Origin of the sequence: Micromonospora sp. NPDC049047 (assembly GCF_040649135.1) — a bacterium.
Classification (GTDB): domain Bacteria; phylum Actinomycetota; class Actinomycetes; order Mycobacteriales; family Micromonosporaceae; genus Micromonospora.
In genome coordinates this window covers 523,982-549,077 of sequence record NZ_JBEZEY010000002.1, presented here as the reverse complement: position 1 = coordinate 549,077, position 25,096 = coordinate 523,982, and the positions used below count along the sequence as shown (strand labels likewise).

Here is a 25,096-nt window from a genome sequence, read left to right as displayed (position 1 = left end):
CGCCGTCACGTACGGACTCCGTGTCGGTCGAGGTGGTGATGTTCGAGCTCGAGCCGTGCGGCCGCTCAGCTCGGACACGGCAGCAAGGAGCTCACCGGGAAGCACTACATCCAAAGTCCGCGCTCGCCCGGGACAGCCCTCCTCGCGTGGACAGGCCGCCCGACGCGCGTGGCCGTCCCGGGCGTTTGTGGGGGGCCGGGGGTGATGCAAACCGCATAGACAAACGCAAGGCCCTGACCGGCATTCCCGCTGGCCAGGGCCTTGCATAAGAAATGTGGAGCTGAGGGGATTTGAACCCCTGACCCCCTCGATGCGAACGAGGTGCGCTACCAGTCTGCGCCACAGCCCCCCACCGGCGAACCGGCTTCGGTCCCACCCGGCTTACACCGGGCGGGCCGGCAGCAAGGCTAACAGGTCACCGGCCCTCACCGCGAATCCGCCCCCGGCACGGCGCCCCACCCAGGGCGAAGATCCACTCGGGTTCCCGGAAATCGGGGCATCCAGGACGCCGCGACACCCCACCTTGCAGAAAGCCGTGTCGATCAAGCCGCACGACAGAGCACGGCCCGCACGGCAGAGCCCACACGCCCGGCACGGGCCCGGGCTCGCCTGGTGGTGGTCAGGCGCCTCGGCCGGCCTCGTAGGGGCGCCCGCGGAGTCCGCCGGCCCGGCGGTACGAGACCGAGCCTCCGTTGACGGCCGCCGGCAGGTCACCTGGCCGGTCGAGACCCATGGCGGCTCGGCGTACCCCCTCGCGCTGGGCGGCCAGGCGGCGCTGCGCCTCCCGGCGGGCCGCGGCGCGGCGGGCCTGCTCCCGGCGCACCTCGGCCTGCCGGGCGGCCAGCCAGGCGGCTTCCCGGGCGCGGGCGCGGCGGCGGCGGCGTCCCGCGAGGGCCTGGCCGCGCAGGTGGACGACGTACAGGGCGAGGAGGAGGAAGGTGACCGCGAAGCCGATCCAGAAGCCGGGGCTGGCGAACAGCACGCCGATCAGCTCGACGACGTTGAGCAGCAGCAGCGCGGCGAGCACCCGCCGACGCCGGTACACCGCCGGGGTGTGCTGGCGGCGGGGCGGCGAGCGGCGGCGGGACCGCTTCGGCGCGGGTGGCACGGCGCGTAGGCGACCGGAGCGACGGCCCGCCGGAGGCGCGGAGACCGGTGCGGTCAACGCTCCCGTAGTCGCATCCTCGCTCAGTGTGACGACAAGCGAGCGCGGCGGGTGTACCGGTCGCCGCCCCGGGACAGTACGGCGCCGCCGGCGGCGCTGGAGCACCCGCGCCGTCGACTGCGCCCGCTCCGCCACCAACCGCTCGGTGGCGTCGTACCGGCGAACCAACGCCGGGGCCAGTGCGAGCAGGCCGGCGGCGGCGAGGACGGCGAGGAGCACCGAGGTCGGCACCCTCACCCCTCCCGTCGCCGAATTCGAAGCAACCGCTCTCCGACCGCAGGATCTTCCACCGATCACGCCTAGGTGCGTGGATCGTCCGGCCGGAGAGCGTTCGCCGCAACTTGCAGTTACTTGAGGTTACGGCGCACCGACCAGGAAGCCGGCGCGCCGCGCCGATCCCGTCCGTGGGACAGCAGCTCAGCGCGCGGCGGCGCGTACCCGATGCCAGCGGGCCAGCAGGCCGCCCTCGGCGGCGATCTCCTCACTCGTCATCGCGTATCCGATGTGGTCCCGCCAGGCGCCGTCGATGTGCATGTAGCGCACGTGGTACGACTCCTCACGGAAGCCCAGCTTTTCCACCACCCGCCGCGACGGCCGGTTCTCCGGACGGATGTTGACCTCCACCCGGTGCAGCCCGCCCGGACCGAACGCGTGGTCCACGGCGAGAGCGAGCGCCGTCGGGATCACCCCCTGACCGGCGACCCGGGCGTCCACCCAGTAGCCGACATAGCCGGAGCAGAGCGCCCGCCGCACGATGCTGCCCACGTTGATGTGCCCGACCAACCGGTCCCGGTCGGCCTCGCGCAGGCAGACCGCGAACGGCATGCCGTCACCCTCACGGGCCGAGCGCCGCTGGTCACGGAGCACCCAGCGGAACGCCGCCGGTGAGTTCAGCTCGTCCCAACCGCCGGGCAGTGACGACTCCCAGGGCGCCAACCAGGCCCGGTTGGCCCGCCGGATCTCCGACCACGGCACCGCGTCGGAGCGCCGGTAGGGGCGCAGCAACACCGGGCCGTCCGCCAACTCCACCGGCCAGCCCGGCGCCCGCGGGGGTCCGAAGAGACTCACAGGCACAGTCTCCCGCGCGCGACCGTGTCGCGCGCAAGTGGACCCACCGCGACGACCGGACGGCTGTGCGACGCCCGAATGGCCGGTCGGGACACCGTCACCGGCGGCGGTCCAGCAGCAGCACGTCCACCGTGGATCCGGCCGCCGCGGTGGTGACCCGCTCACCGAGCACCAGCAGCCCGTTCGCCTCGGCCAGCCCGGAGAGGGTGAAGGGCCCACCGCTGAGTGGCTGCACCGTGTACCCGCCGCCGCGCCGCTCGGCGACGTGCGCGGGCCGGAACTCGCGCAGCCCGCCCGGCGACGACACGGTCTCCAGCAGGTGCGCCCGCACGCTGGGTCGGAACACCGGCTCGGCGCCGGCGAGCAGTTGGATGGCGGGGCGGGCCAGCACCTCGAAGCCGATCAACGCGGCGCCCGGGTCGCCGGGCAGGCAGACCACCGGCACCTCCTCGGCGCCGACGGTGCCGAACCCGAGCGCGGTGCCGGGATAGAGCGCCACGTCGGTGAACGTGACAGGCCCGGCCCGGCCGCCCTCGCGGCGGGACAGGATCCGGCGCACCATGTCCCCGGGGCCGGTGCCGGTGCCCCCGGTGGTGATGATCAGGTCGGCGCGCAGGGTCTGGTCCTCCAGCAGCCCGCGCAGCCCCTCCGGGTCGTCGTCGCAGATCCCCACCCGGTACGCGAGTGCGCCCACCTCGGCGGCGGCTGCGGTCAACGCGTGCGAGTTGGCGTCCACCACCTGACCGGGCTGGCTGCCCCGGCCCACGTCGACGAGTTCGTCGCCGGTGGCCACGATGACCACCCGCGGGCTGGGCCGGACCACCACGTGCCCGATGCCGGTGGCGGCGAAGACCGCGACGAGCGCCGGGGAGACGTACGTGCCGGCGCGGGCGAGCAGGGTGCCGGCGGGCAGTTCCTCACCGGCGCGGCGTACCCCGTACCCCCGTTTGGGGGTGCGGAAGATCTCCACGGCGGCCATGCCCTGGTCGGTCCACTCGACCGGGACCACCACGTCGGCGGCGACCGGCAGCGGCGCCCCGGCGGCCACCGAGAAGCACGAGCCCGGGGTGAGGCGGACCGGCCGCCAGCTCGCCGCCCCGAGATCGCCGACGACGTTGAGCCGGATCGTCCGCCCACCGGGCGTGCCGGAGGGGGCCGGGACGTAACTCGGGCCCCGGCCCCCTCCGGAAATGTCCTCCCAGCGGGCCGCGTAACCGTCCACGGCAGCCTGGTCGAAGGCCGGGAAGGCGTGCGGCGCGACGACGTCCTCGGCGAGGACGTTGCCGTGCGCCTGGGTGAGGTCGAGGTCGAGTGGCGGCAGCGCGCGTAACCTGCGCAGCACGCTGCCCAGGTAGTCGGCGAGCGGCGTCAACTCGTTCGCGGCCGCCTCGGCGTCGGCCGTCGCTGTCATGTACCAGATCCGCCTGCCGCGTCGGCCTTGACGAAGTCGGCAAGCCAGGACCGGAACTCGCTGCCCAGGTCCTCACGCTCGGCGGCGATCTGCACCACCGTCTGGAGGTAGCCCAGCGGCATGCCGGTGTCGTAACGGGTGCCCCGGTAGACGATCGCGTGCACCGGGGTGCCCTCGGTGCGCAGCAGCTCCATCGCGTCGGTCAGCTGGATCTCGCCGCCGCTGCCCGGCTTGGTCCGCCGGATCGCGTCGAAGATCTTGCCGGGCAGGACGTACCGGCCGAGCACCGCGAGGTTGCTCGGGGCGTCCTCGGGCTGGGGCTTCTCCACCATCCCGGTCACCTTGACCACCTCACCGATGTCGGTCAGCTCGGCCTCGGCGGGCTCGACGGAGGCGATACCGTACCGCTTGGTCTCGGCCGGGTCGACCTCGAAGAAGGCGAGCACCACACCGCCGGTGCGGGCCTGCAACTCGAGCATCGCCGGCAGCAGCGGCTCCGCCGGCTTGACGAACTCGTCGCCGAGCAGCACCGCGAAGGGCTGGTCGCCGACGTGCGACTCGGCGTACCCGACGGCGTGGCCGAGCCCGAGCTGCTCGGGCTGCCGCACTGTGTAGATCTCGGCCAGCTCGCTGGGCCCACGCACGGCGGCCAGCCGCTCGGTGTCGCCCTTCTCCGCCAGCCTGGCCTCCAGGTCCGGACGACGATCGAAGTGGTCCACCATCGATGTCTTACCCCGTCCGGTGATCAGCAACACGTCGCCGATGCCAGCCTGGGTGGCTTCCTCGACGATGTACTGCAACACCGGCCGGTCCACCACCGGCAGCAACTCCTTGGGCACCGCCTTGGTGGCCGGCAGGAACCGGGTGGCCAGTCCGGCGGCCGGGATGACGGCCTTGACCGCCAGGGGACGGCCGGTTGCGGCGGCCGTCGATGAGGGGTTCGCTGAGTGCTCCGACATGCCGCGAGACTATCGGCCACGGCTCTGCCGCGGCGGGTGTGGCCCAGAAGACGCGCCGCCACCCGACCCCGGCCGGGCGGCATCCGGGCCGGCGCGGGCCGCCTCCGCGTCGATGTCCGCCGGGTCGTCGGCCGGGTCGGACCGGGCGTGCCCGGGCGACCCTTCCGGTACGCCCGCCACCGGCTCCGACCGGGCGGGCCCGCCCGGCTCCCGGTTGACCTGCACCGGCTGACCGGCGCGCGGCAGCCCGTCGGGTGGGCTCACGGCACCGGCGAGCACAGGTATCTCCCGGGTGGCCACGTCCGGGCGTACCTCGGCGACCCGGTAGGTGTCGCGGCCGGCCGCCTTGGCGGCGTAGAGCGCGTCGTCGGCGGCTTCCAGCACCTCCCGCCCGGTGCTGCCGTTGTCCGGATAGACGGCGATGCCCACCGACACCGTCACCACCACCGGCCCGGCGTACGCCTCGACGGCGATCGGCGTCTCGCGGACCGCCGCGCCGAGCCGCTCGGCCACGATCGCCGCGCCCCGCGCGTCGGTCTCCGGCAGCAGCAACACGAACTCCTCACCGCCCTGGCGGAAGGCGAGGTCCACCTCACGGATCTCGCCGCGCACCCGCCGGGCGAACTCGGCGAGCACGGTGTCCCCCGCGGCGTGCCCGTACGTGTCGTTGACGTCCTTGAACCGGTCGAGGTCCAGGGCGAGGACGCTGAGCATCCGCCCGAAGCGGCTGGCCCGCTCCACCTCACGCCGGATCGACTCGCGCAGGTAGCGGTAGTTCCACAGCCCGGTGAGCGGGTCGGTGAGGGAGAGCCGCTGGGCCTCCTCGTGCACCCGGACGTTGTCGACCGCCACCGCCGCGTGGCTGGCGAAGGTGCGCAGGGTGGCCAGGTCGTCGTCGTCGAACTCGTCGGCGCCCAGCCGGTCGTAGAGGGCCAGCACACCGAGCGCCACCGCCACGCCGGCCTCGTCGGTCGGGCCGGCGGATCCGCTGAGGGTGGTCGCGCCCGGGGTGGCGAACGGGACAGCGACGTAGGTGCGGCAGCGCGGCTCGATGGACGGGGTGTCGGTCGGCTCCGCCGTACCCCGTTGTGGTTCCCCGGTGGCGGCGACGGCACCGACCACACCGACCCCGACCGGCACCCGGAGTGTCGGCGGCCCGTCCGCGTCCGTCTCGGGCCAGCGCCCGGCCAACCCCTCGGTGCACTGCGCGACGAGCATCCCGCCGGTCTCCACGAGCAGCACCGCGCCGGCCCGCGCGCCGGTGGCGCCGATGGCGCTGTGCAGGATCACCCGGAGGATGCGTTGCAGGTCGTGGGTGCTGGCCAGAGTGTCGCCAAGCACGGCGAGGTGACCGCGGAGCTGGTCGCGGTTGCTGGTGAGCGCCGCGACGTAGGCACCGGTCTCCCGGGTCATCCGGTTGAACGCGGCGGCCAGCCGGCCCAACTCGTCGCGGCTGCGAACCGGCACCCGGGCGGTCAGGTCGCCGTGTGCCACCCGGTCGACCGCGCCGGCCAACTCCATGAGCGGCCGGGTGGTCATCCGGGCCAGCCGCCAGGCGGTCAGTACGGCGAGCAGCGCGGCCACCACGACCACCCCGATCAGCGTGGCGTGCAGCCCCGCGGGGCGCTCGCTGGGCACGGAGACCACGAGTGGCAGCGGCTGCGCGTCGGAGGGCCCGATCCTGCGCACGTACCGGCCCTGGCTGGTCTCGGTCACCCGCTCACCGTTGACGGCGCTGGCGGCGGCGAGCACCGCGTCGCGTACCTCGCGGGACTCGGTCGTGTGGGTGACCCGGGCGGCGCTGGCGCTGCCGTCGAGCAGGGTGACCGCCACTCCGGTCACCGCCGCCAGCCGGGCCACGAAGGCCGGGTCGACAAGTTGCCCGGCGGTCACCGTGCCCAGCAGCGCACCGGCACGGTCGTGCAGGTCGACGTGGGCGGCCAGCGCGCGGACCGGGCTTGTCGCCGACGTGGTGGGGCCGGAGCAGTCCCGCCACGGGGTCGACGGCGCCCCGGGCGAGAGGTAGCTGACCTGGCCGTGCACATCACTGATCAGAACCGCGGCGACCAGGCCCCGGCCGATCAGTTGGGCCGCCGCGACTGCCGGATCGGCGCTGAGAGCCACCACGTCGGCGGTGGCGCGCAACTGCTGGCACAGCGCGTCGATCGAGGTACGCACTGTGGACGCCGCCACCGCCAGGCGCTCGGTGGAGCGGCTGCGGTCGACGGCACTGACTGTGGAGGCGACGAAGAGCGCGCCGAGCAGGACCGGGCCGAGCACCACCACGAGGAAGGCTGCCGTCAACCGCCCGCGTAGCGTCACTCGGTCCCCCCGGAAGTTCCGCCTCCGTTGCTTGCGATGCTGACACAGTGCAACCGCTAGAGAGGCGTTGCGTCAGGAGTGTTGCGTGGCGGAATTTTCTGATGAAGCAGAAGTGACCCGGGAGGCGAAGCGGAACGCCCGCGTCGAACTGCTCGCCCGCCGCCGGTCACTGAGCGGCCCCACCCGGGCCGTCGCCGCCGGGCGCGTGCAGGCCGAGCTGGTCACGCTGGTACGCCGGCTGCGCCCAGGCCGGATGGCGGCGTACGTGCCGGTCGGCTCGGAACCCGGCGGCGCGGATCTGCCGGAGGTGCTGCGTGCGGCCCTCCCGGTCGACGCCGAACTGCTGCTGCCGGTCCTGCGCACCGACCTGGATCTGGACTGGGCGGCGTATTCCGGGCCCGGAGCCTTGATCGCCGCCGGTCGGGGTATCCGGGAGCCGGCCGGTGCCCGGCTCGGGGTGGCCGCCGTGGCGGAGGTGGATCTGGTGCTCGTACCGGCTCTCGCTGTCGACCGCCTCGGCCGGCGGCTCGGGCGTGGCGGCGGCTCGTACGACCGGGCCCTCGCCCGGGTGCCCGAGTCGACGCTGACGGTGGTGCCCCTGCACGACGGCGAGCTGGTCGAGGTGCTGCCCGTGGAACCGCACGACCGTCGGGTCCGCGCGGTCGTCACCCCCGCCGACGGGATGCGTACGCTTGACGCCGGCCCGGGTGCGCCGCACGGTGTCGCGCCCCACACGTCCGCTGGACGAACCCGGGGCGAATGACGCACCATTGGCACTCGAATAGGTCGAGTGCCAACTGGCTGAGCCCAGATCCGGAGGAGAACGTGCCCACGTACCAGTACGCCTGCACCACGTGCGGTCACCAGCTCGAGGCGGTGCAGTCCTTCTCTGACGAGCCGCTGACCGAGTGCCCGGCGTGTCAGGGGCGGCTGCGCAAGGTCTTCAACTCGGTCGGCATCGTCTTCAAGGGTTCGGGCTTCTACCGCACCGACTCGCGGGCGTCCGGCTCCGAGGTCACGGCCGGCGGCACCACCGGCAAGTCCGCCAAGTCCGAGTCATCGTCCTCAGGCGCGGACTCCGGGTCGTCCTCCTCGTCGTCCTCGTCCTCGTCGTCGGGCTCGTCCTCGTCGTCGGGCTCGTCCTCGTCGTCGGGCTCGTCCTCGGCCGGGTCGTCGGGCTCGTCCGGCGGGTCGAGCGGTGGCAAGGCCCCGGCGGCCAGCTCCGCGTCCTGACCGGCAGGCGCCGACCAGCCGGCGGCCCGCCCCGGTGGGCCCGGCGCGGCCCGCAGGCCTAGCAGATCGAGGCGGCCGGCGGGCGTTGTCCACAGGCCGTCCGGTTATCCACAGGCAGCGGCGAACGGCCGGCTGAGCAGGGCGTGAGCCGCCTAGTCTGCCGCCCACGGGTCGTCAGTGCGACGCCCGTAGGTGGGAGGCGGCAGAGCGATGGGCGATCCGGACTCCGCGCGGGCGTTACGTCCGCTGCGTCGACCCAGGCTGCCTGCCAGGCCTGCCCTGTTCCGGGCCGGCCTGGTCGCCGCCCTGCTCGGCCTGGCCGCCGCCGTGCTGCACACCCCTCCCGGATGCCCGCCAGCCGCCGCGCCCGGGCCCGCCGCCGTGCCGACGAGAGCAACCGCCACCGCGGGACAGCCCGCCGACGGCAGAGCAACCACCGACGGCAGACCGGACGGGAGCGGCACGGGTGGCCCGTTGCCGCTGCCGAGCGGCGCGGTCGGGGTGCCGGTCCGGTTGGCCGAGCCGGCCACCCTGGCGGTGGTCCGCCGGGGATCCCGGGTCGACCTGCTCGCGGCGGCACCCGGCGGGGCGAGCCCGGACGCGGCGTTACTCGCTCCCGCGGCGCTGGTGTTGGACGTGTTGGGCGCCGACGTGGCCGACGGCTCCGCGGCGCTCTACCTGGCGCTCCGCCCGGACCAGGCGCAACGCACCGTCGGGCTGCCGGAGGGCACCCGCTTCGCAGTTGTCGTACGCAACTGAATCACGCGGTCGAGGCGGGCGGCACCACCGTCTCGCAGGGTTCCTGTTCGAGATGATCGACGAGGGCTGGGCCGCGCCGGGCGTCAGTCCCAGTGCGGGGGGCGTTCGGCGAGCAGCCAGTCGTCGTTGCCGGCGGCCCGTTCGCCCCAGCCCTGGTCCGTGTCGTCGGAGGTCTGCTCGGGCAGCACCACGAAGTCTTCGCTCAGGTCGACGGTGCGGTCGTCGTCGGGCGCGGCCTGGGTGCCGGGGTCCATGGTGCTCACGAGCGGCAAGACTAGCGCAGCGGGATCGGCTGCCGGCCGGTCGCCAGCGGTGGCGCGTCGTGCAGAAGCGGACGGGCCGCCGGCCGCGTTGGTAGCGTCGGACGGCGTGACGACCCCCAGCGGTGGCAGTACCCCGGACGACTACTGGCGACGGCCCGGCACCGGTGACGAAGCGGCGACGGTGCAGCCCCCGGCCGCGTCCACAGACGCCGCCGCGGGTGGCTACGCCGGTCCGCCGCCGACCGTGCCGCCGCCGACCGGTTGGCGTCCACCGGTACATCTTCAGCCGGCACCGCCCCGACGACTGCCACCGCAGGACATGACCGAACTCGACGTGGTCGAGCAACGCGCACAGCGGGTCACGTACGGCTTCGCCGCGGGGGCCGGTGTGGTGCTGCTCGTCGTGGTCTGCCTGCTCTGCTCGCGAATCATCTTCTGAGCGGCCGGCAGAGCAGATCAGAGGGTGGTGCCCCAGACGGCCTCGGCGCCGCTGTGGCCGGTCAGGTAGACGTAGACCAGGGCGGCGATGGACAGGGCCACGACCGCCACCGCCAGCACGGGGGTGACCAGCGCCGGCAGCCGCGGCACCCGGGGGTGCCCACTTGTCACCACCAGCAGCAGGATGGCCGCGATCCCGAGCGGCACCACGATCCGGAACAGGATGTCGCCGTAGCGGGAGTGGTCGAAGATCTGATCGAGGATCGGCCCCTGGAAACCCCTGGCGACGAGCGCGTCGGTGAACGCCTCGCCCGACTCGACGGCCACGAACGCGGTCACCGGCGCCACCACGGCGAGCAGGCCCAGGGCCCAGTCCAGCCGGTGCCGCCACCGCGGCAGCCCCACGTACGCCATGGCCAGCACCGCCAGCAGCGGCACGAACACGACAACCGCGTGGACCACCAGGACGTGCCCCGGCAGACCCAGGATCTCCTCGAACATCGAACCCTCCAGGTGGATCATGGTCAGGAGAGGGCCAGCGTACGGTCCGCCGGCCGTACGCAGGCTCTCGACCGGTCACACGCGCCACGCGTCGATCGGGTTCACCGGCTCGGGCGACGGACCTGATCTTCCCGGGCTGTGTCGGTGACCACCCGGACCGGGCGACGGTTGTCGATGCCGGTCGCGCGTGCTGTCATTGGCGCATGTCCGCCGCCGAGGAGTTGCTGCGATCGAAGGGCCTGCGGGTCACGCGGCCCCGCCTCGCCGTGCTCGACGTGCTGGCCGGCGGCGGCCACCTGGAGGTCGACGAGATCAGCCGGCGCGTTCGGGAACGCCTCGACTCGGTCTCCACCCAGGCGGTGTACGACGTGCTCGGCGCGCTGTCCCGGGCCGGGTTGTCCCGCCGGATCGAGCCGGCCGGCGGTCCCGCCCGCTACGAGGCACGTGTCGGCGACAACCACCACCACGTTGTCTGCCGGGGCTGCGGCGAGATCGCCGACATCGACTGCGCGGTGGGCAGCGCACCGTGTCTGGAGCCGAACGTGTCGCACGGGTTCGAGGTGGACGAGGCGGAAGTGACCTTCTGGGGTCTCTGCCCGGCCTGCCGGGCACGCCGCTCCGCCGACGGGTGACCCGACGGCATCGACGGGACGTGTCCCACGGGGTCGGCGCGGGCGTGGCACTCTTGGGCGGTGGACTCCGATGACCTCGGCCTCTTCGGTCCAGGTTCGGTCACGTGGAAGGTGCACGAGGAGCCGATCCTGATCGTCGCCGGCCTGCGCTCGCTCTACCTCCAGGCGTTGCACCCCCGGGCGATGGCCGGGGTCGCGCAGAACAGCAACTACCGCACCGACGCCTGGGGCCGCCTGGTCCGCACCGCCACCTACGTCGCGACAACCGTCTACGGGACCACTGCCGAGGTGGAGACGGCCGGAGCCCGGCTCCGTCGGCTGCACGGCCGGCTGCGGGCCACCGACCCGCAGACCGGTGAGGAGTTCCGGATCGACGAGCCCGACCTGCTGCGCTGGGTGCATGTCACCGAGGTCGAGTCGTTCCTCAGCACCGCCCGGCGGGCCGGACTGCCGCTGACCGACGACGAGGTGGACGGCTACTACACCGAACAGCGTCGTTCGGCCGCCCTTGTCGGTCTGGACCCGGCCTCCGTGCCGGGCACCGCGGCCGAGGTCACTGACTACTACCGGGCCGTGCGCCCGCAGTTGCGGATGACCAGGGAGGCCGCCGAGACGGCGCTCTTCCTCACCGCCCCGCCGCTGCCGTGGAAGCTCAGCCTGCCGGCCCGGTTGGGGCTCACTCTCGGCCCGCCACGCTGGGCGTACCTGGGGATCGCCGGCACCGCCTTCGCACTGCTGCCGGCCTGGGCCCGCCGGATGTACGGCGGGCTCGGTCTGCCCACCACCGCGGTGTCGGCGGACCTGAGCGTGCGGGCGTTGCGGCTCGCGCTCGCCGCAGTGCCCCGTCGCTATCTGGAGGGGCCGTTGATCCAGGCTGCCAAGGAGCGGGCCGCGCGTCGCGCCGCCACCCCGCTGGCCGGCTGACCGGCCGCCGCGACCGGAGGTCAGCCGTCGACGTGCCGCTCCATGGCCGCCCACGGCTCCTTGCCCGGCACCTGTGCCCCGGTCGGGCAGTGTCGCCGGAAGTCGCACCACCCGCAGCGCGGGCCGGGTGCCACGGGAAAGGTCTCGTCCGCGTCGGCACCGTCCGCCACCGCCCGTTCGGCGGCCATGATGTCGCGGGCCGTCTGCTCCGCGCGGGTCAACTGCCGGGCCAGCGAGTCGACGGTGTGGTCGTGGCTGGCGACCGTGCCGGTCGGCAGGTGGTGCAGCTCCACCCGCCGGCAGGGCCGGCGGAACACCCGCTCGGCGGCGTACGCGTAGAGCGCCAACGCCTGCGAACCGCGGGCGTCGTCGCTGTCCAGCCCGGTGCGGCCGGTCTTGTAGTCGACGATGACCAGCTCGGGCCCGTCCGGCCCGGGACGCGAGTCGATCCGGTCGGCTCGACCGTTGAACGCCAGCACGGCGGTCTTGACCGCCACCACCCGCTCCACGCCGATCGGGTCGGAGTCGGCCTCAAGCGTGTCGACGTACGCCTCCAACCAGCCCAACGCCCGCCGGTAGGCGGCCCGCTCCTGCTCGTCGTCGCGGTAACCCTCCCGCACCCAGGTGCCCTTGAGCAGGGTGGCCAGCGCTTCGGGTCGACGCCGGTCGGTGGGCAGCGCGTACCAGTTCTTCAGGGCGGTGTGCACGCTCGCACCGAGCGAGTTGTGCGCCCACGGCGGGCCCTTGGGCGGGGCCGGCCGGTCGACGTAGGAGTAGCGGTAGCGGCGCGGGCAGTCCGCGTACGCACCGAGTCGGCTCGGTGTGCAGACGAACAGGCGCTCCGGCATGCCCTCGAAGCCGAGCTGCTCGGCACCGCCGGCACGCTGTCGGGGAGCCCGGCCACCGGCCGCCGGCCGTCCCGCTGAGGAGGATGGTCGCACCCCGTGATCCTGCCACCCACCCCCGACATCGGGCGTACGCCGGTCAGGTCATGTTCACGTACTGCGTGACGAAGGCGAACACCGCGTCGGCGATCAACTGGACGGCGATCGCGGCAAGCAGCAGGCCGGCGATCCTGGTCAGCACCTCGATCCCGCCCGGTCGGAGGATCTTCACGATGCCGCCGGAGAAGCGCAGGACGATCCAGACCGCGAGCATCACGGCGAGGATCGCCACGGCGATGGCCGTGAAGTCGCCCCACCCGTCGGCCTGCTGAACGAAGAGCATGGTCGCCACGATCGCGCCCGGACCGGCGAGCAGTGGGGTGCCCAGTGGCACCAGGGCAATGTTCGAGGTGGCCTCCGAGCTCGGGCCGTCGGTCTTTCCGGTGAGCAGTTCCAGGGCGACGAGCACGAGCAGCAGCCCACCGGCCGCCTGCAACGCCGGTAGGTCGACGTGTAGGTAGTCGAGCAGGGTCTGCCCCGCCACCGCGAAGACCACGATCACGCCCAACGCCAGCGTGACGGCCTGCCAGGCGGCCCGGTTACGGTCCCGGGCGGGCAGCGGGCCGGTCAACGCCAGGAAGATCGGCATCATGCCCGGCGGGTCAGTGATCACCAGCAGGGTCACGAAAACCTCGCCGAACAGCTTGAGATCCACGTGATCAACCTAGCCGCGGCACAGTGGGCGAAATACCCGGATCAGCCCGAAGCGACCTCGGTCACCCCAGCGGCCACGATCCGCTCGTACGCTTCGACGCTCGTGGTGAAGGCACCGAGTTGGACGGTCTTGTGGGTGCCGTGGAAGTCCGACGAACCGGTGACGAACAGGCCCAACTCGGCGGCGAGCGCCCGCACGTGCTCCCGCTCGGCCGGGCTGTGGTCCTCGTGGTCGGCCTCAAGCCCGGCCAGCCCTGCGACGGCCAGCTCGGCGATCAACTCGTCGGGCACCACCCGACCGCGCCGACTGGCCCGGGGATGGGCGAAGACCGGCACTCCGCCGGCCGACCGGACCAGGTCGATCGCCCGGAACACGTCGATGTCGTCCTTGGGCAGCCGGTAGCGTTCGCCCAGCCAGTCCGGGCCGAACGCCTCCCGGGTGCTATCGACCAGGCCGGCCCGGATCAATGCCTGCGCGATGTGCGGGCGGCCCACAGTGCCGCCGCCGGCACCGGCCAGGATCTCCGGCCAGCTCACGTCGATGCCGTCGGCGCGCAGCAACCCGACGATCCGTTCGCCGCGCTCCTCCCGGGCGGCCCGCACCCGCCCCAGCTCGGCCACCAGTTCCGGGTGCTCCGGGTCGAACAGGTACGCGAGCAGGTGCAACGGCACCGCCGGCCGGGTGCCGGACCATCGACAGGACAGCTCCGCCCCGCGGATCAGGCGCAGTCCCGGCGGCAGCGCCCGCACGGCCGGCGCCCAGCCGGCGGTGGTGTCGTGGTCGGTGATCGCCAGCACGTCCAGCCCCGCCTCGGCGGCAGCCCGAACCAGCTCGGCCGGGGGCAGGGTGCCGTCGCTGGCCGTCGAGTGGGTGTGCAGGTCGATGCGCGGCGCGGAGCCGGTACGCGAGGTCACCGTCCGACGCTACCGAGGAACACCCGAGCCCGGCTCACGAAGGTCACCTCGACCGGGGTGGGTCAGAAGCCGGCCACCAGGATCGGACGGTCCCCGGCCGGCACACCGGAGACCGCGGCGGGGCTGGCGGGTATTCCGGCCCGCACCCGGCCGACGTCGACCCGGACCAGCTCGCCTGCCGGGTCGAGGTAGGCGGCGTGGGACTCGTCGGTCCAGACGACAGCGCCGGTGATCGGTGGCCCGGCCGAGACGGCGGTCGGGTTCGACCCGAGCCGCCGGAGGTCGATCAGCAGCGCCTGCCTGGCCTTGCCGACCAGCCCGTTCACCAGCAGCCACCGCCCGTCGGCGGAGATCTCGCCGGCTCCGTCCTGGCTGAGCTGCGGCCCGCAACCGGTCTCGACCGGGTTCAGCCGGGTCGGGTCGAGCGCGGCCAGGCAGGTCCGACCCGTGCCGGTGGAGATCTGCCCGACGAGCCGCCCGTCGGGCAGCCCCCCGTAGAAGTTGAGGGTCTTCTGCTCGACGGCCCCGGTCAACGGCCCTGCGGCGGGCCGCCAGAGAGTGTGGCCGGCGTCCGCCGGGTCGGGTCGGACCAGCACGCTGTCGCCGACGAACCGGACGGGCACCGCGCCGGCGGGCGCCGCGGTGCGCGCCGCACCGATGAGCTGACCGCCGACCACCCCAGCCACCAGCAGGTCGCCGCCGTCCCGCCAGGCGACCTGGCGGCTGTCCGGGGCCAGGACGATCGGGCCCGCTCCGGCCAGCAGCACCTGCACCAAGCCGTCGTTCTGCACCATCCAGAGCGAACGGCCTGCGGTCTTCTGCGTGCTGACCACCAGCCAACCGCCGCCGCCGGGTAGGAGCTGGGCCCGTTCGGCAGGCCCGACGTCGGACAGCACCAGTCGTCGTCCGTCCGCGTTGACAAGGATCTCGCTGCCGAGCGCGGCGAGCGACGGCGCGGGCGAGGGAACGGCGCCCGGAACGCTTGCCGTCGGCATCGGCCGACCGGACGGATCCGGATCACCAATCACCACGATGGGCGCCCCGTCGCGCCCGGTTTCGGCACCGAGCTGTGCCATGCCGGCGCTGAGCAGGACGGTGACGACCGCCGCGACGGCGAGGCCGGCAGCGGTACGCCGACGCCGGATCCGGTTCGCCCGGCGGATGGCCTGGCCGGCCGGGTCGACGCCCAGTGGGCGGGCAAGGGCGACCTGGTGCGAGAGAGTCTCCCGCACCGCACCTTCCAGTTCGTCAGGCGGCACCTGGTAAGAACGCCGCGGCCCGTCCGTCAGGTTGTCGGACTGACCTGGCAATGCGCTCACTGCTGCTCCCCGGGGCCGGTGCCGACGGGCACGACCACCGGGGCGGCGGGAAGCACGACCTGCGGACCGGTCGGTCTCGGCGCGGCCGGGCGGACGGCGGGGCGGGGCACGGGTCGACCGGCCGGCTGCCGGCCGCTGGACGGGGCGGTGGCACCGGTGGCCGGGACCGGTCCGCTCGGTGCCCCCGGGCCGCCGCGCCGGGCAGCACCGGCAGCAGCCGGCCGACCGGCAGCGCCAGCGCCAGCCGAGCGACCGGCGGCACCGGGAGTGGCGGTCAGGTCCGGTGCGTCGGCGCCCATCCGACGACGCAGCGTGGCAAGCGCCCGGGATGCCTGGCTCTTCACGGTGCCGGGTGAGATGTCCAGCATCGCGGCGGTCTGCGCCTCCGACATGTCCTCGTAGTAGCGGAGCACCAGCACCGCCCGCTGCCGACCGGGCAACTCCCGGAGGTGCCGCCAGAGCAGGTCCCGGTCGAGTTGCTGCGAGATCTCGTCGACGCCGGCCCGTTCCGGCAGCACCTCGGTGGGGCGTTCACCGTGCCAGCGTCGCCGCCACCAGCTTGTCGATGTGTTGACCATCACACGCCTGGCGTACGACTCGACGGCCTCGATTCCGCCGAGCCGCTTCCACGCCAGGTAGGTCTTGGTCAACGCCGTCTGGAGCAGATCCTCGGCAGTGGCCCAGTCTCCGGTGAGCAGATAGGCGGTGCGTAGGAGCGCGGCGGAGCGGGCCGCGACGAACTCGCGGAACTGCTCCTCCAACGGGTCCCTGCTCGCCACCGCCCACCTCCGCACCCCAGCCGTCCTGGCAGAGTGCCACGTCAGAGGCGTTCCGGTCCATGACGAAAGGTGCGCACTTACTCCGATGTTCGGTCGGAAACCTTCACGCCCCGTCGTCGGCCTTGGCCTCGTCGGCCTCCTTGCCGAGCCGAGCCTCGACCGCCTGCGGCTCGTACATCTCCTCGACCACACGCAGGTAGAGCTCGTTCGGGTTGGGCAGATTCTTGACCTCGCGGAGCGCCTGCTCCTGGCCGGCGGACTCCAGCACGAAGGTGCCGTAGTTGAGGGCGCGACCCGTCGGCGTCTGCTCGTACTTCATGTCGGTGACCCGGACCAGCGGCATCATCGCCACCTTGCGGGTGACGATGCCGTTGACCACCATGACCCGCTTGTTGGTCAGGATGAAACGGTCATACCACCAGTCGGCGACCTTCCACGCCACCCACCCCATCACCGCGAACCAGAGCAGCACGGCGATTGTGGTCAACGCGCCCACGCCGTTTCCGGCGAGGAAGCCGGAGAGGTAGCCGAGCACGAAGGTCGCCGCGACGCCGATGAGCAGCGGGTTGGTGAGGTGGATCCAGTGCCGCTTCCACTCGCCCCGGTAGCGCTCGGTGGGGAAGAGGTAGCGGGCGACAAGCGAGCTGGGCTCGTCCTCCAGGGGCAGCACCCGCCGGGGAGTCGCGCCTGTCGCGTCGGCCCGCAACCCGGCCAGCTCGTCCTCGGAGATCTGCGGCTGCTGGTAGCCGGCCTCCGGGTCACGAATCCACGATCGACCCGAACGACCCTGGCCGGCATAGCCAGGCCCGTCGCCGTAGCCGACGTCGTCCGAAAGGGACGGACCGTCGGACAGGCCGGGACCGGCCCCGTAGTCCGGGCCGTCATCAGGCCCGATCCGCGGGATCGGCTCAGTGTCGCGCTCGCGACGCTCCCGGTCGGGGTCGTCCGGGTCGAAGGGTGGACCGGAAGGGCTGCCCATCGGCGGTTAAGCGACGAGACTGGTGAAGAAGTCGCCGAACCCCTGAGCGATATCCATGATCCCGCCGCCGAGCGACTTGAACACGTCCGCCGCAGAGTTTGGCCGGTAGGCGACGAAGAAGATCAAGAATGCGATTCCGGCCCAGGTGAGGACCTTCTTGACCATGGCGGGCCATCCTCTCGCGCGGCGCCGGGTCCCATTACCGCAGCGGCACCCAGAGTATCAGTGTGGTGTCGTACAGTGAATATCTGCGTCCGTTCTCCGTCAATCCGGGAGACTTGTCAAGCCCTCCCGGGTAGGTACGGAGACGGTGCGCCGTACACGAGCTCGGGCGGAGTCCACTCGGTCAGGTCGTGTAACACGACATCTTCCGCGAGCAGATGACCCGCACTCGCCGGCCAGGCTATCGCATGGAGCCACATTCCCCGAGCTTCGCCGGCGTACGCGCTTCGATCCGTTGGAGAATTCACCAACCACAGTGGAGTCGGATGACCGCCGACCCGGATCCTGGCCTGGCCCACGTGGTCGGGATGACCTGGCCCCGGGTCGGTGAGCGCGCCGGCCAACTGCGGTCCCGGATCCGGCCCGGCCAGTCCGGCGAGCCGGGTGCCCAGGCCGACGCCCGGCTCCTCGGCCACGAAGACCAGGTCCGCCGGGCCACCGCCGAGTGGCGCCGGGCCCGCACAGGCCACCGCTGTCGCCCGCACGCCCGTCCGCTCGTCCCCGGCGTACGCCACGCCGGTGAGCGTCCAGCCGGGCGGCAGCGGCCACGGGCACCACAACGGGGTCGCCGGCGGGTCCGCGGTCGCGGTGATCCGCTCCACCACGCTCGCCACGATCTCCGCTCCGATGTGCTCAGGCACGTGCAACGGCGGCACCGGGCCGCAGCGCAGACACCTCGAGTCGGTGTGCATCAGATCCGGCGCCCGCACCGGGCTCCCGCATCTCGGACAACTCACCGCGACACTCACATCTCCACCGTCGTCCTCGACCGACGGCACGTCAAGCCGGAACGTCCGATTCGGCCCCCGGGTGCGACTCAGTCCGGGGGCGTGCCAGCGTGCGCACGAATCCAGGCGTGCATCGCGATGCCGCTGGCCACGCCCGCGTTGATCGACCTCGTCGAGCCGTACTGGGCGATGGAATAGAGCCTGTCGCACGCGGCGCGGGCCGGCGCGGAGAGACCGGGCCCCTCCTGGCCGAACAGCAGCACACAGGCGCGGGGCAGGGTGCCGGTCTCCAGCGGGAGCGAGCCGGGCAGGTTGTCGATGCCGAACACCGGCAGCCGCCGACCGGCCGCCCAGGCGACGAACTCCTCGATCGTCTCGTGGTGCCGCACGTGCTGGTAGCGATCGGTCACCATGGCGCCGCGCCGGTTCCACCGGCGCCGCCCGACGATGTGCACCTCGGCGGCGTTGAACGCGTTGGCGTTGCGGACCACAGTGCCGATGTTGAAGTCGTGCTGCCAGTTCTCGATCGCCACGTGGAAGCCGTGCCGGTGCCGGTCCAGGTCGGCGACGATCGCCTCGTGCCGCCAGTAGCGGTAGCGGTCGACGACGTTGCGCCGGTCCCCCTCCGCAAGCAACTGCGGGTCGTAACGCGGGTCGTCCGGTGGGTCCCCCGGCCAGGGGCCCACGCCCACCTCAAGCTGGTCGTCGGTCACGGTCATCAGAGGGTACGGACCGGGTCGGCGCTCGGCGCGACGGCCTGCCGGTCAGCCCAGCCCGAGCGCGGCACCGAGTCGGTCCAGGAAGCGCCGGTCCGCCGGGGTGGCGTGTTGGTCCACCCGGCGTTCGCCGGGGCCGGGCACCGCGCGGCAAACCCGGCCCGCGACCGACTGCACCCACTGGCGGTACGCGGCCGAGTCCGCCGGGTCGGCGCGTCGCCCGAGCACCCGGCTCGCGGCCCGACAGGTGGCCAGCAGGTCCACCGGGTCGGCGAGGCGTTCGGTGGGCGGCGAGGTGCCGTCGTGCCGGGCGTAGATGGCGGCGACCACCGCCCGGACCAGGTCGCTGTCCGAGGCTCGACCCGCGGCCACGGCGTCCAGGCCGGCCAGCCCCGCCCTGACCCCCCGCTCCGGGCGACCGGGGCCGGGAGCCGCGGTGGCCACGAGAACCCGGCCGGGAAGGCTGACGAGCAGATCCCACTCGGCGGCGGAGTAGACAGCGGTGGTCAGGGGTGCGGCTCGACGGCCGGCAGAGGGCGGCTCTCCGGCGACGGAGTGGCTCATCGGAACCTCCGGCGTCAGCATATGTCCCCCGCCACCCGGGCAGCGCCTCTTCCGCGCAGAACAAACTGTCGGCAGCGGCGGCCCGGGGGCGGCGGCCGGCCGCCGCCCGTTCAGCGAGGCTCGGGGAAGCTCGGCCGCTCCGGGTCCACTCCCTCGGGGACGGCGGTCTCCGCGTACTCCCGTTTGGGGACCATGACCCTGCGCCGGAAGACGCAGACCATGGTGCCGTCCTGGTTGTAGCCGCGGGTCTCCACCGACACCACGCCCCGGTCGGGCTTGGAGCCGGACTCGCGCTTGTCCAGCACCGTGGTCTCGCCGTAGATGGTGTCGCCGTGGAAGGTCGGCGCCACGTGCCGCAGCGACTCCACCTCGAGGTTGGCGATCGCCTTCCCGCTCACGTCCGGCACCGACATGCCGAGCAGCAGGGAGTAGACGTAGTTGCCGACCACCACGTTGCGCTTGAACTGGCTGGCTGTCGCGGCGTAGTGCGCGTCCAGGTGCAACGGGTGGTGGTTCATCGTGAGCAGGCAGAAGAGGTGGTCGTCGTACTCGGTCACCGTCTTGCCCGGCCAGTGCCGGTAGACCGCGCCGACCTCGAACTCCTCGTAGTAGCGGCCGAACTGCATCCTGGTCCCCTTCCACGGGCGGCGATGGAGTTCGGCACAGCATGCCTTACCGCTGGTTAAGGAGACCGACCGGGAGGGACCGTGGCGGAAATGTCACACCGGTCACTCGCACGGGGGGAGACGCAATGAGCGGCGGGGCCCTCCCCGGCACCCGCCGCCCACGCTCTGATGCGGAGAATTCTGCCCTACGGAAGCGTAGGTCCAACAGAGATCGAGGTCACATTTATCTTTTTGTAACACTACTCTCGGTGACGACGGGAGAGTTGATCGGCGATCTCCCCAGGCCGGATACCTCCTTGTCAGGCACCAAGTTACCGATTCGTAGCGCTCAATCGGGTGGATCTCCCTGGAAACGCTCCCATCACGGCAGGTCACGCAAGTGCGTCATGCATTTGCGTTCCGCAGGAAAGAGATGAACAGACGTGGGTCGATGACCCCCGGTGCCCCCACCAGGAGGTACACGTTTCGGGCCCGACCGCCCGGGAATTCGATACGGTCAGCCCTGGTTCTACGGGACGTAGACAAACCGCGGTGATCGGAGAGTGCAATGGCAACCGTTGAGCTGACCTCGGCGAACTTCGACGAGGTGACCGGCAACGACGGCATCGTCCTGGTCGACTTCTGGGCCGACTGGTGTGGTCCGTGCAAGCGGTTCGCCCCGGTCTACGAGCGCTCCTCGGAGAAGCACCAGAACATCGTCTTCGGCAAGGTCGACACCGAGGCTCAGCAGGAGCTGGGCGCGAAGTTCGACATCCGGTCGATCCCGACGATCATGGCGATCCGTGACGGCGTGATCGTCTTCGCCCAGCCGGGTGCCCTTCCGGAGTCCGCCCTGGAAAACCTGATCGAGCAGGTCGAGGCCCTGGACATGGACGACGTCCGCAAGCAGCTGGCCGAGCACAAGCACTGAGTCGTCCCCACGACGACATCCGCAGGCCGGGCCCGGTGCGGGCCCGGCCTTCGTCGTGTCCCCCTTCCGTGATCACCTGCCTGGGCAGGCCCAACTGACCGTCGGAGGGACCCGAGGCGGCCGGTAGATCCCGTATCGTCACGACCTGATGGAGACCCTGACCACCCGCGGGCGCGTGACCCGGCTGGGCGCGACCGCACTCGGTCTAGTCCTGCTGCTGGCCGGCACCTTCTGGGGCAGCGACGACGATTTCCCGTTCGGCCCGTTCCGGATGTACTCCACCTCCAACCCGCCGAACGCACCCGCGCCGGACACCCGGGTCGAGGGGGTGACCAGCAGCGGCGTCGTGGTCGACCTCGGCCAGGACGCGACAGGCATCCGGCGGGCCGAGATCGAGGGGCAGCAGGACCGGTACGCGGCCGACCCGGCGTTGCTCGCCGAGATCGCCGATGCGTACGCCGAACGCCATCCGGATGCCGACGCGCTTGTCGAGATCCGCATCGTGATCCGCTGGCACGGCATCCGGGCCGGCCGGCCGACCGGCGGACACACCGACGAGACGGTGGTCAGTTGGCAGGCCCCCCGATGAGCCGCTGGCTGACCGAGGCCGTGCCGCGTGGTCGCATCGCCGCGTTCCGGACCGTGATCTACCTCTTCGTCGCCGCCGACCTGGTGATCTTCACCCCCTGGGTGCGCACCCGGGTCAGCGTGCCCGGCGAGCTGTACCAGCCGCTGCTGGTCGGCCGCGTGCTCCCCCTACCGACGCCGACCCCGGCGCTGGTGGCGGTCATCTTCTGGTCGCTGCTGCTGCTCGCGCTCCTCGCCGCGACCGGGCGGGCACCCCGACTGCTCGGCTGGGCGGTGTGCGCGCTGTACCTGGAGTGGATGATCATCGCGATGAGCTACGGCAAGGTCGACCACGACCGGTTCGGGCTGCTCATCGCACTTGCCGTCCTCCCCACCGCCGGCCGGGCCCGGCACGGCGACACCACCCGCACCGAGGCCGGTGGGTGGGCGCTGCGCGTCACCCAGATCGCGGTGATCTGCACGTACTTCCTGGCCGCCTTCGCCAAGCTGCGCTTCGGCGGCCTGGACTGGCTGACCGGCTCGGTCCTGGCCCGCGCGATCATCCGGCGCGGCACCGACCTGGCCGACCTCATCGCCCAGGTGCCCTACCTGCTGATCATCGCCCAGTTCGGCATCGTCGCCTTCGAGCTGTTCAGCCCTGTGGTCTTCCTGCTGCCGCCCCGCTGGCGGCTGGCCATGGTCGGCTTCTTCTACTCGTTCCACGTGGTCACCATCGCGACCATCACCATCTCGTTCGCGCCGCACCTGGCCGCGATGACCAGCTTCCTGCCGCTGGAGCGGGTCCGCCCGGTGGTCTGGGCCCGCCGGCTCGTCGGCCGCGGCCCGGCCACGCCCACACCGCCGGAGCAGACCCCGGCCGAACCAGACGCGGAGTCGGTGCCGCTCGACGATCAGGCACCGGTCGTGGGGCGTCCAGCCGGGCCGTAAAGCCGCTCGCGGGCCTCCTGGGGCAGGGAGCAGGCAGCCGTGCCGCCGGGCAGGCGGTGCCGGTTGCGCGCCACCCACCGGTACACCGGCCAGGCCGCCGCGCGCACCGGCGGGAACCGCAGGCCCGCCCCGGCCACCCGCCAGACCGGCCCGCTGTCGGCGAGCAGCTTCGCTATGGCGTCCGGACCCGCCGCGCGGGAGCCGTCCGCGCCGACCCACTGCACGGCCTCCTCGCACTCGGCAACGGTGAGACCGAGCGCGTCCAGGTCGGCGAACTGCCAGGGCACCACGCGCGCCGTGGTGGGGATCCGGCGCTCGATGAACTCCGCACAGGTCGTGCAGAACGCGCAGTCACCGTCGTAGACGAAGGTCGACGTCTCCATGCCGTCCATCCTCCCCCGCCGGACCGCCGATCACGCACGGGTGTCCGGCGGGTCACTTGCGCAGTGCTCGTACACGTGTTCGAATAGTGCCCATGCGCTGGGACAACCTCACCGCTCCCCCGGTCGAGGGAGACCCCGAGCGGGCAGCGCCGGCGACGCCACCCCTGCCGCTGGCGCTGCCCGGCGCCGTCGTCCGCACGTTCGACACCCCGGAGTTCGCCGGGATGACGTTCTACGAGGTGCAGGCCAAGTCCATCCTCAACCGGGTGCCCGGGCAGTCCCGCGTGCCCTTCGAGTGGACGATCAACCCGTACCGGGGATGCAGTCATGCTTGTGTTTACTGCCTGAGCGGTGACACCCCGATCCTGATGGCGGACGGGCGTACGAAGCCGATCAGCGAGCTTGAGCCCGGCGACCGCATCTACGGCACCGAACGACGCGGCGCCTACCGCCGATATGTGATCACCACCGTCGTCGACAAGTGGTCCACGGTGAAACCCGCATACCGGGTCACATTGGCGGACGGCACCACGCTCATCGCCAGCGGCGACCACCGGTTCCTCTCAGACCGTGGCTGGAAGTACGTCACCGGCGCCATGCAGGGCGCCGGCGAACGCCCCTACCTGACGACGAACAACCGCCTCATCGGCACGGGCCGTTTCGCGGCCGGGCCCAAGGAGTCACTCGACTACCGCCGGGGCTACCTCTGCGGGATGGTGCGGGGTGACGCTCACCTCGGCACCCATTCGTACTCCTACGGAACAGTGCATCGCTTCCGTCTGGCGCTGATCGATGACGAGGCGTTGAGTAGAAGTGCGCGCTACCTCGCTCAGGAGGGCATCGAGACGAGGCTCTTCTCATTCACACCGGCCAGCGCCACGCGCCGACCGCTGTCGGCCATCCGCACCTCCAAGCAGCGGGACATCGAGAGGATCACCGAGTTGATCCAATGGCCGGGCAGCCCCAGCGACGAGTGGCGACTCGGCTTCCTGGCCGGCATCTTCGACGCCGAGGGCAGCTGCAGCGGGGGAATCCTGCGCATCAGCAACAGCGACGACGCAATCCTCGACCAGGCAACGGAGGCTCTGCGCCATCTCGGGTTCACCTCCGTGCGGGAAGACCCCGGTCGGCCCAACCGGGTGCGGCAGATCAGACTGACCGGAGGTCTCGCCGCCCGGTTTCGGTTCTTCCACCTGACCGACCCGGCCATCACCAGGAAGCGCTCGATCGAGGGCGCCGCACTGAAGTGCAGGGCGGACCTCAGGGTTGTCGACATCCAGGCGCTCGGGCTGGAGCTGCCGCTCTGGGACATCACCACTGGCACCGGGGACTTCATCGCCAATGGAGTGGTCAGCCACAACTGTTTCGCAAGAAATACTCACACTTACCTCGACCTCGATGCCGGCGCGGACTTCGACCGGAAGGTGATCGTCAAGGTCAACGCCGGTGAGCTGGTCCGGCGGGAGCTGGCCGCACCGAGGTGGCGGGGCGCGCACGTGGCGATGGGCACCAACGTGGACTGCTACCAGCGCGCCGAGGGCCGTTACCGGCTGATGCCCCAGATCATCGGTGCCCTGCGAGACTTCGCCAACCCGTTCTCGATCCTCACCAAGGGCACGCTGATCCTTCGTGACCTGCCGCTGCTGCGCCAGGCCGCCGAGGTGACCACGGTGGGCATCTCCTTCTCCGTGGGGTTCGTCGACGAGCAACTCTGGCGCACCGTCGAGCCGGGCACACCGCACCCACGCCGCCGGCTCGACGCCGTCCGGGCGCTCACCGACGCCGGCTTCTCCGTCGGGGTGCTGATGGCCCCGATCCTGCCCGGCCTCAGCGACAGCGACGAGTCGATCGACGCCACCGTGTCGGCGATCGCCGCCGCCGGCGCGACAAGCGTGACAGCTCTGCCGCTGCACCTGCGTCCCGGCGCCCGGGAGTGGTACGCGCCCTGGCTCGCCCGGGAGCACCCGCACCTCGTGCCCCGCTACCGCGAGCTGTACCGGGCGGGTGCGTACGCCCCGCAGACGTACCAGCGGGAGGTGACCGCGCGGGTGCGGATCGCGGCCCGCCGGCACGGGCTGCACCGCGGCGAGCGGGGCGACAACCGCAGCCTGCCTGAGCCGCCGACACCAGCAGTGGCCGAGCAGCTGACGCTGCTCTAGTCGGAGCT

The 25,096-nt window shown here is 72.3% G+C and carries 29 protein-coding genes, 1 tRNA gene and 1 pseudogene; 10 read left to right on the top strand and 21 right to left on the bottom strand.

Annotated features, from left to right (window positions below; genetic code table 11):
* Positions 1-275: 275 nt before the first annotated feature.
* The 6 genes from AB0B86_RS05485 to AB0B86_RS05460 form a co-directional block, all read right to left on the bottom strand.
* Positions 276-349, bottom strand: a tRNA-Ala gene (locus AB0B86_RS05485).
* 270 nt (positions 350-619) lie between these two features.
* Positions 620-1,402: a hypothetical protein gene (locus AB0B86_RS05480; protein WP_357415552.1), complete on the bottom strand. Its 783-nt coding sequence runs from the start codon at positions 1,400-1,402 to the stop codon at positions 620-622.
* A 180-nt stretch (positions 1,403-1,582) separates the two neighbouring features.
* The gene (locus tag AB0B86_RS05475; RefSeq protein ID WP_357411629.1) at positions 1,583-2,233 is read right to left on the bottom strand and encodes a GNAT family protein; all 651 of its coding nucleotides are present in this window, start codon (positions 2,231-2,233) and stop codon (positions 1,583-1,585) included.
* Positions 2,234-2,330: 97 nt separating this feature from the next.
* On the bottom strand, positions 2,331-3,644 hold the full coding sequence (glp, locus tag AB0B86_RS05470) for a gephyrin-like molybdotransferase Glp (protein WP_089017844.1): 1,314 nt from the start codon (positions 3,642-3,644) through the stop codon (positions 2,331-2,333).
* Complete coding sequence (locus AB0B86_RS05465) at positions 3,641-4,603, bottom strand: UTP--glucose-1-phosphate uridylyltransferase (protein ID WP_357411630.1); 963 nt, start codon at positions 4,601-4,603, stop codon at positions 3,641-3,643. The genes glp and AB0B86_RS05465 overlap by 4 nt, the downstream gene beginning before the upstream one ends.
* A gap of 9 nt (positions 4,604-4,612) precedes the next feature.
* Positions 4,613-6,925, bottom strand: a complete 2,313-nt coding sequence (locus AB0B86_RS05460; RefSeq protein WP_357415546.1) for a diguanylate cyclase — start codon at positions 6,923-6,925, stop codon at positions 4,613-4,615.
* Positions 6,926-7,010: 85 nt separating this feature from the next.
* Here AB0B86_RS05460 and AB0B86_RS05455 point away from each other — a divergent pair, with 85 nt between their 5' ends.
* Together AB0B86_RS05455 and AB0B86_RS05450 are read left to right on the top strand one after the other, a co-directional pair.
* Positions 7,011-7,688, top strand: a complete 678-nt coding sequence (locus AB0B86_RS05455) for a 5-formyltetrahydrofolate cyclo-ligase (RefSeq protein WP_357415541.1) — start codon at positions 7,011-7,013, stop codon at positions 7,686-7,688.
* Positions 7,685-7,891 (top strand): annotated as a pseudogene (locus AB0B86_RS05450) (FmdB family zinc ribbon protein); the annotation flags it as partial. The gene AB0B86_RS05455 and the pseudogene AB0B86_RS05450, both read left to right, overlap by 4 nt.
* A gap of 14 nt (positions 7,892-7,905) precedes the next feature.
* Here AB0B86_RS05450 and AB0B86_RS05445 read toward each other — a convergent pair.
* Positions 7,906-8,130 (bottom strand): hypothetical protein, encoded by a 225-nt coding sequence (locus AB0B86_RS05445; protein ID WP_357415658.1) that lies wholly within the window; start codon positions 8,128-8,130, stop codon positions 7,906-7,908.
* Between the two features lie 238 nt (positions 8,131-8,368).
* On the opposite strand from AB0B86_RS05445, the gene AB0B86_RS05440 reads away from it, so the two are divergent.
* A complete protein-coding gene (locus AB0B86_RS05440) occupies positions 8,369-8,917 on the top strand; it encodes a flagellar biosynthesis protein FlgA (protein WP_357415537.1) in 549 nt (182 codons plus the stop codon).
* An 83-nt stretch (positions 8,918-9,000) separates the two neighbouring features.
* Here AB0B86_RS05440 and AB0B86_RS05435 read toward each other — a convergent pair whose 3' ends face one another.
* Positions 9,001-9,180, bottom strand: coding sequence for a hypothetical protein (locus tag AB0B86_RS05435; RefSeq protein ID WP_357411634.1), 180 nt, complete (start codon positions 9,178-9,180; stop codon positions 9,001-9,003).
* Between the two features lie 106 nt (positions 9,181-9,286).
* Here AB0B86_RS05435 and AB0B86_RS05430 point away from each other — a divergent pair, with 106 nt between their 5' ends.
* Positions 9,287-9,619: a hypothetical protein gene (locus AB0B86_RS05430; protein WP_357411635.1), complete on the top strand. Its 333-nt coding sequence runs from the start codon at positions 9,287-9,289 to the stop codon at positions 9,617-9,619.
* Between the two features lie 17 nt (positions 9,620-9,636).
* Here AB0B86_RS05430 and AB0B86_RS05425 read toward each other — a convergent pair whose 3' ends face one another.
* Positions 9,637-10,119 (bottom strand): DUF2231 domain-containing protein, encoded by a 483-nt coding sequence (locus tag AB0B86_RS05425; protein WP_357415656.1) that lies wholly within the window; start codon positions 10,117-10,119, stop codon positions 9,637-9,639.
* 203 nt (positions 10,120-10,322) lie between these two features.
* Here AB0B86_RS05425 and AB0B86_RS05420 point away from each other — a divergent pair, with 203 nt between their 5' ends.
* Positions 10,323-10,751, top strand: coding sequence for a Fur family transcriptional regulator (locus AB0B86_RS05420; protein ID WP_357411636.1), 429 nt, complete (start codon positions 10,323-10,325; stop codon positions 10,749-10,751).
* A 60-nt stretch (positions 10,752-10,811) separates the two neighbouring features.
* Positions 10,812-11,675, top strand: coding sequence for an oxygenase MpaB family protein (locus AB0B86_RS05415; protein WP_357415532.1), 864 nt, complete (start codon positions 10,812-10,814; stop codon positions 11,673-11,675).
* A 20-nt stretch (positions 11,676-11,695) separates the two neighbouring features.
* On the opposite strand, the gene AB0B86_RS05410 is transcribed toward AB0B86_RS05415, so the two are convergent.
* From AB0B86_RS05410 to AB0B86_RS05360, 11 genes are all read right to left on the bottom strand, one after another.
* Entirely contained in the window at positions 11,696-12,523 is an 828-nt protein-coding gene (locus AB0B86_RS05410) for a PD-(D/E)XK nuclease family protein (protein ID WP_357411691.1), read from the bottom strand.
* Positions 12,524-12,659: 136 nt separating this feature from the next.
* On the bottom strand, positions 12,660-13,274 hold the full coding sequence (locus AB0B86_RS05405) for a MarC family protein (protein WP_357415528.1): 615 nt from the start codon (positions 13,272-13,274) through the stop codon (positions 12,660-12,662).
* 41 nt (positions 13,275-13,315) lie between these two features.
* The gene (locus AB0B86_RS05400) at positions 13,316-14,188 is read right to left on the bottom strand and encodes a PHP domain-containing protein (protein ID WP_357411639.1); all 873 of its coding nucleotides are present in this window, start codon (positions 14,186-14,188) and stop codon (positions 13,316-13,318) included.
* Between the two features lie 62 nt (positions 14,189-14,250).
* Positions 14,251-15,507 (bottom strand): hypothetical protein, encoded by a 1,257-nt coding sequence (locus tag AB0B86_RS05395; RefSeq protein WP_357415515.1) that lies wholly within the window; start codon positions 15,505-15,507, stop codon positions 14,251-14,253.
* Entirely contained in the window at positions 15,504-16,286 is a 783-nt protein-coding gene (locus AB0B86_RS05390) for a SigE family RNA polymerase sigma factor (RefSeq protein ID WP_357411641.1), read from the bottom strand. Before AB0B86_RS05390 ends, AB0B86_RS05395 begins: the two co-directional genes overlap by 4 nt.
* Positions 16,287-16,389: 103 nt before the next feature.
* A complete protein-coding gene (locus AB0B86_RS05385) occupies positions 16,390-17,265 on the bottom strand; it encodes a PH domain-containing protein (protein WP_357411642.1) in 876 nt (291 codons plus the stop codon).
* 6 nt (positions 17,266-17,271) lie between these two features.
* Complete coding sequence (locus tag AB0B86_RS05380; protein ID WP_007455302.1) at positions 17,272-17,430, bottom strand: hypothetical protein; 159 nt, start codon at positions 17,428-17,430, stop codon at positions 17,272-17,274.
* A gap of 116 nt (positions 17,431-17,546) precedes the next feature.
* A complete protein-coding gene (locus tag AB0B86_RS05375; RefSeq protein WP_357415507.1) occupies positions 17,547-18,224 on the bottom strand; it encodes a DUF6758 family protein in 678 nt (225 codons plus the stop codon).
* 80 nt (positions 18,225-18,304) lie between these two features.
* A complete protein-coding gene (locus AB0B86_RS05370) occupies positions 18,305-18,928 on the bottom strand; it encodes an RNA methyltransferase (protein WP_357411644.1) in 624 nt (207 codons plus the stop codon).
* 51 nt (positions 18,929-18,979) lie between these two features.
* Positions 18,980-19,495, bottom strand: a complete 516-nt coding sequence (locus tag AB0B86_RS05365) for a hypothetical protein (protein ID WP_357415503.1) — start codon at positions 19,493-19,495, stop codon at positions 18,980-18,982.
* Positions 19,496-19,605: 110 nt separating this feature from the next.
* A complete protein-coding gene (locus AB0B86_RS05360; RefSeq protein WP_357411646.1) occupies positions 19,606-20,121 on the bottom strand; it encodes a MaoC family dehydratase in 516 nt (171 codons plus the stop codon).
* Positions 20,122-20,668: 547 nt separating this feature from the next.
* Between AB0B86_RS05360 and trxA the strand changes: the two genes are divergently transcribed.
* From trxA to AB0B86_RS05345, 3 genes are all read left to right on the top strand, one after another.
* Positions 20,669-21,031 carry a thioredoxin gene (gene trxA / locus AB0B86_RS05355; protein WP_074316526.1) on the top strand — a complete coding sequence of 121 codons (363 nt, stop codon included), beginning with the start codon at positions 20,669-20,671 and terminating at the stop codon, positions 21,029-21,031.
* 148 nt (positions 21,032-21,179) lie between these two features.
* Positions 21,180-21,620 (top strand): hypothetical protein, encoded by a 441-nt coding sequence (locus AB0B86_RS05350; RefSeq protein ID WP_357411647.1) that lies wholly within the window; start codon positions 21,180-21,182, stop codon positions 21,618-21,620.
* Positions 21,617-22,546 (top strand): HTTM domain-containing protein, encoded by a 930-nt coding sequence (locus AB0B86_RS05345; RefSeq protein WP_357415496.1) that lies wholly within the window; start codon positions 21,617-21,619, stop codon positions 22,544-22,546. Before AB0B86_RS05350 ends, AB0B86_RS05345 begins: the two co-directional genes overlap by 4 nt.
* On the opposite strand, the gene AB0B86_RS05340 is transcribed toward AB0B86_RS05345, so the two are convergent.
* Positions 22,510-22,929 (bottom strand): DUF393 domain-containing protein, encoded by a 420-nt coding sequence (locus AB0B86_RS05340; RefSeq protein ID WP_357411649.1) that lies wholly within the window; start codon positions 22,927-22,929, stop codon positions 22,510-22,512. The two genes, AB0B86_RS05345 and AB0B86_RS05340, sit on opposite strands and share 37 nt — an antisense overlap.
* Positions 22,930-23,021: 92 nt before the next feature.
* On the opposite strand from AB0B86_RS05340, the gene AB0B86_RS05335 reads away from it, so the two are divergent.
* Positions 23,022-25,088 carry an intein-containing Rv2578c family radical SAM protein gene (locus tag AB0B86_RS05335; RefSeq protein ID WP_357411650.1) on the top strand — a complete coding sequence of 689 codons (2,067 nt, stop codon included), beginning with the start codon at positions 23,022-23,024 and terminating at the stop codon, positions 25,086-25,088.
* The last annotated feature ends 8 nt before the right edge of the window (positions 25,089-25,096 follow it).

Bases quoted from the DNA above. Each gene is read 5' to 3' on its own strand.
- AB0B86_RS05380 (WP_007455302.1), bottom strand. From the start codon at position 17,430: ATGGTCAAGAAGGTCCTCACCTGGGCCGGAATCGCATTCTTGATCTTC.
- AB0B86_RS05440 (WP_357415537.1), top strand. From the start codon at position 8,369: ATGGGCGATCCGGACTCCGCGCGGGCGTTACGTCCGCTGCGTCGACCC.
- AB0B86_RS05425 (WP_357415656.1), bottom strand. From the start codon at position 10,119: ATGTTCGAGGAGATCCTGGGTCTGCCGGGGCACGTCCTGGTGGTCCAC.
- AB0B86_RS05420 (WP_357411636.1), top strand. From the start codon at position 10,323: ATGTCCGCCGCCGAGGAGTTGCTGCGATCGAAGGGCCTGCGGGTCACG.
- AB0B86_RS05365 (WP_357415503.1), bottom strand. From the start codon at position 19,495: ATGAGCCACTCCGTCGCCGGAGAGCCGCCCTCTGCCGGCCGTCGAGCC.
- AB0B86_RS05410 (WP_357411691.1), bottom strand. From the start codon at position 12,523: ATGCCGGAGCGCCTGTTCGTCTGCACACCGAGCCGACTCGGTGCGTAC.
- glp (WP_089017844.1), bottom strand. From the start codon at position 3,644: ATGACAGCGACGGCCGACGCCGAGGCGGCCGCGAACGAGTTGACGCCG.
- AB0B86_RS05335 (WP_357411650.1), top strand. From the start codon at position 23,022: ATGCGCTGGGACAACCTCACCGCTCCCCCGGTCGAGGGAGACCCCGAG.
- AB0B86_RS05345 (WP_357415496.1), top strand. From the start codon at position 21,617: ATGAGCCGCTGGCTGACCGAGGCCGTGCCGCGTGGTCGCATCGCCGCG.
- AB0B86_RS05360 (WP_357411646.1), bottom strand. From the start codon at position 20,121: ATGCAGTTCGGCCGCTACTACGAGGAGTTCGAGGTCGGCGCGGTCTAC.
- trxA (WP_074316526.1), top strand. From the start codon at position 20,669: ATGGCAACCGTTGAGCTGACCTCGGCGAACTTCGACGAGGTGACCGGC.
- AB0B86_RS05350 (WP_357411647.1), top strand. From the start codon at position 21,180: ATGGAGACCCTGACCACCCGCGGGCGCGTGACCCGGCTGGGCGCGACC.
- AB0B86_RS05340 (WP_357411649.1), bottom strand. From the start codon at position 22,929: ATGGAGACGTCGACCTTCGTCTACGACGGTGACTGCGCGTTCTGCACG.
- AB0B86_RS05385 (WP_357411642.1), bottom strand. From the start codon at position 17,265: ATGGGCAGCCCTTCCGGTCCACCCTTCGACCCGGACGACCCCGACCGG.
- AB0B86_RS05465 (WP_357411630.1), bottom strand. From the start codon at position 4,603: ATGTCGGAGCACTCAGCGAACCCCTCATCGACGGCCGCCGCAACCGGC.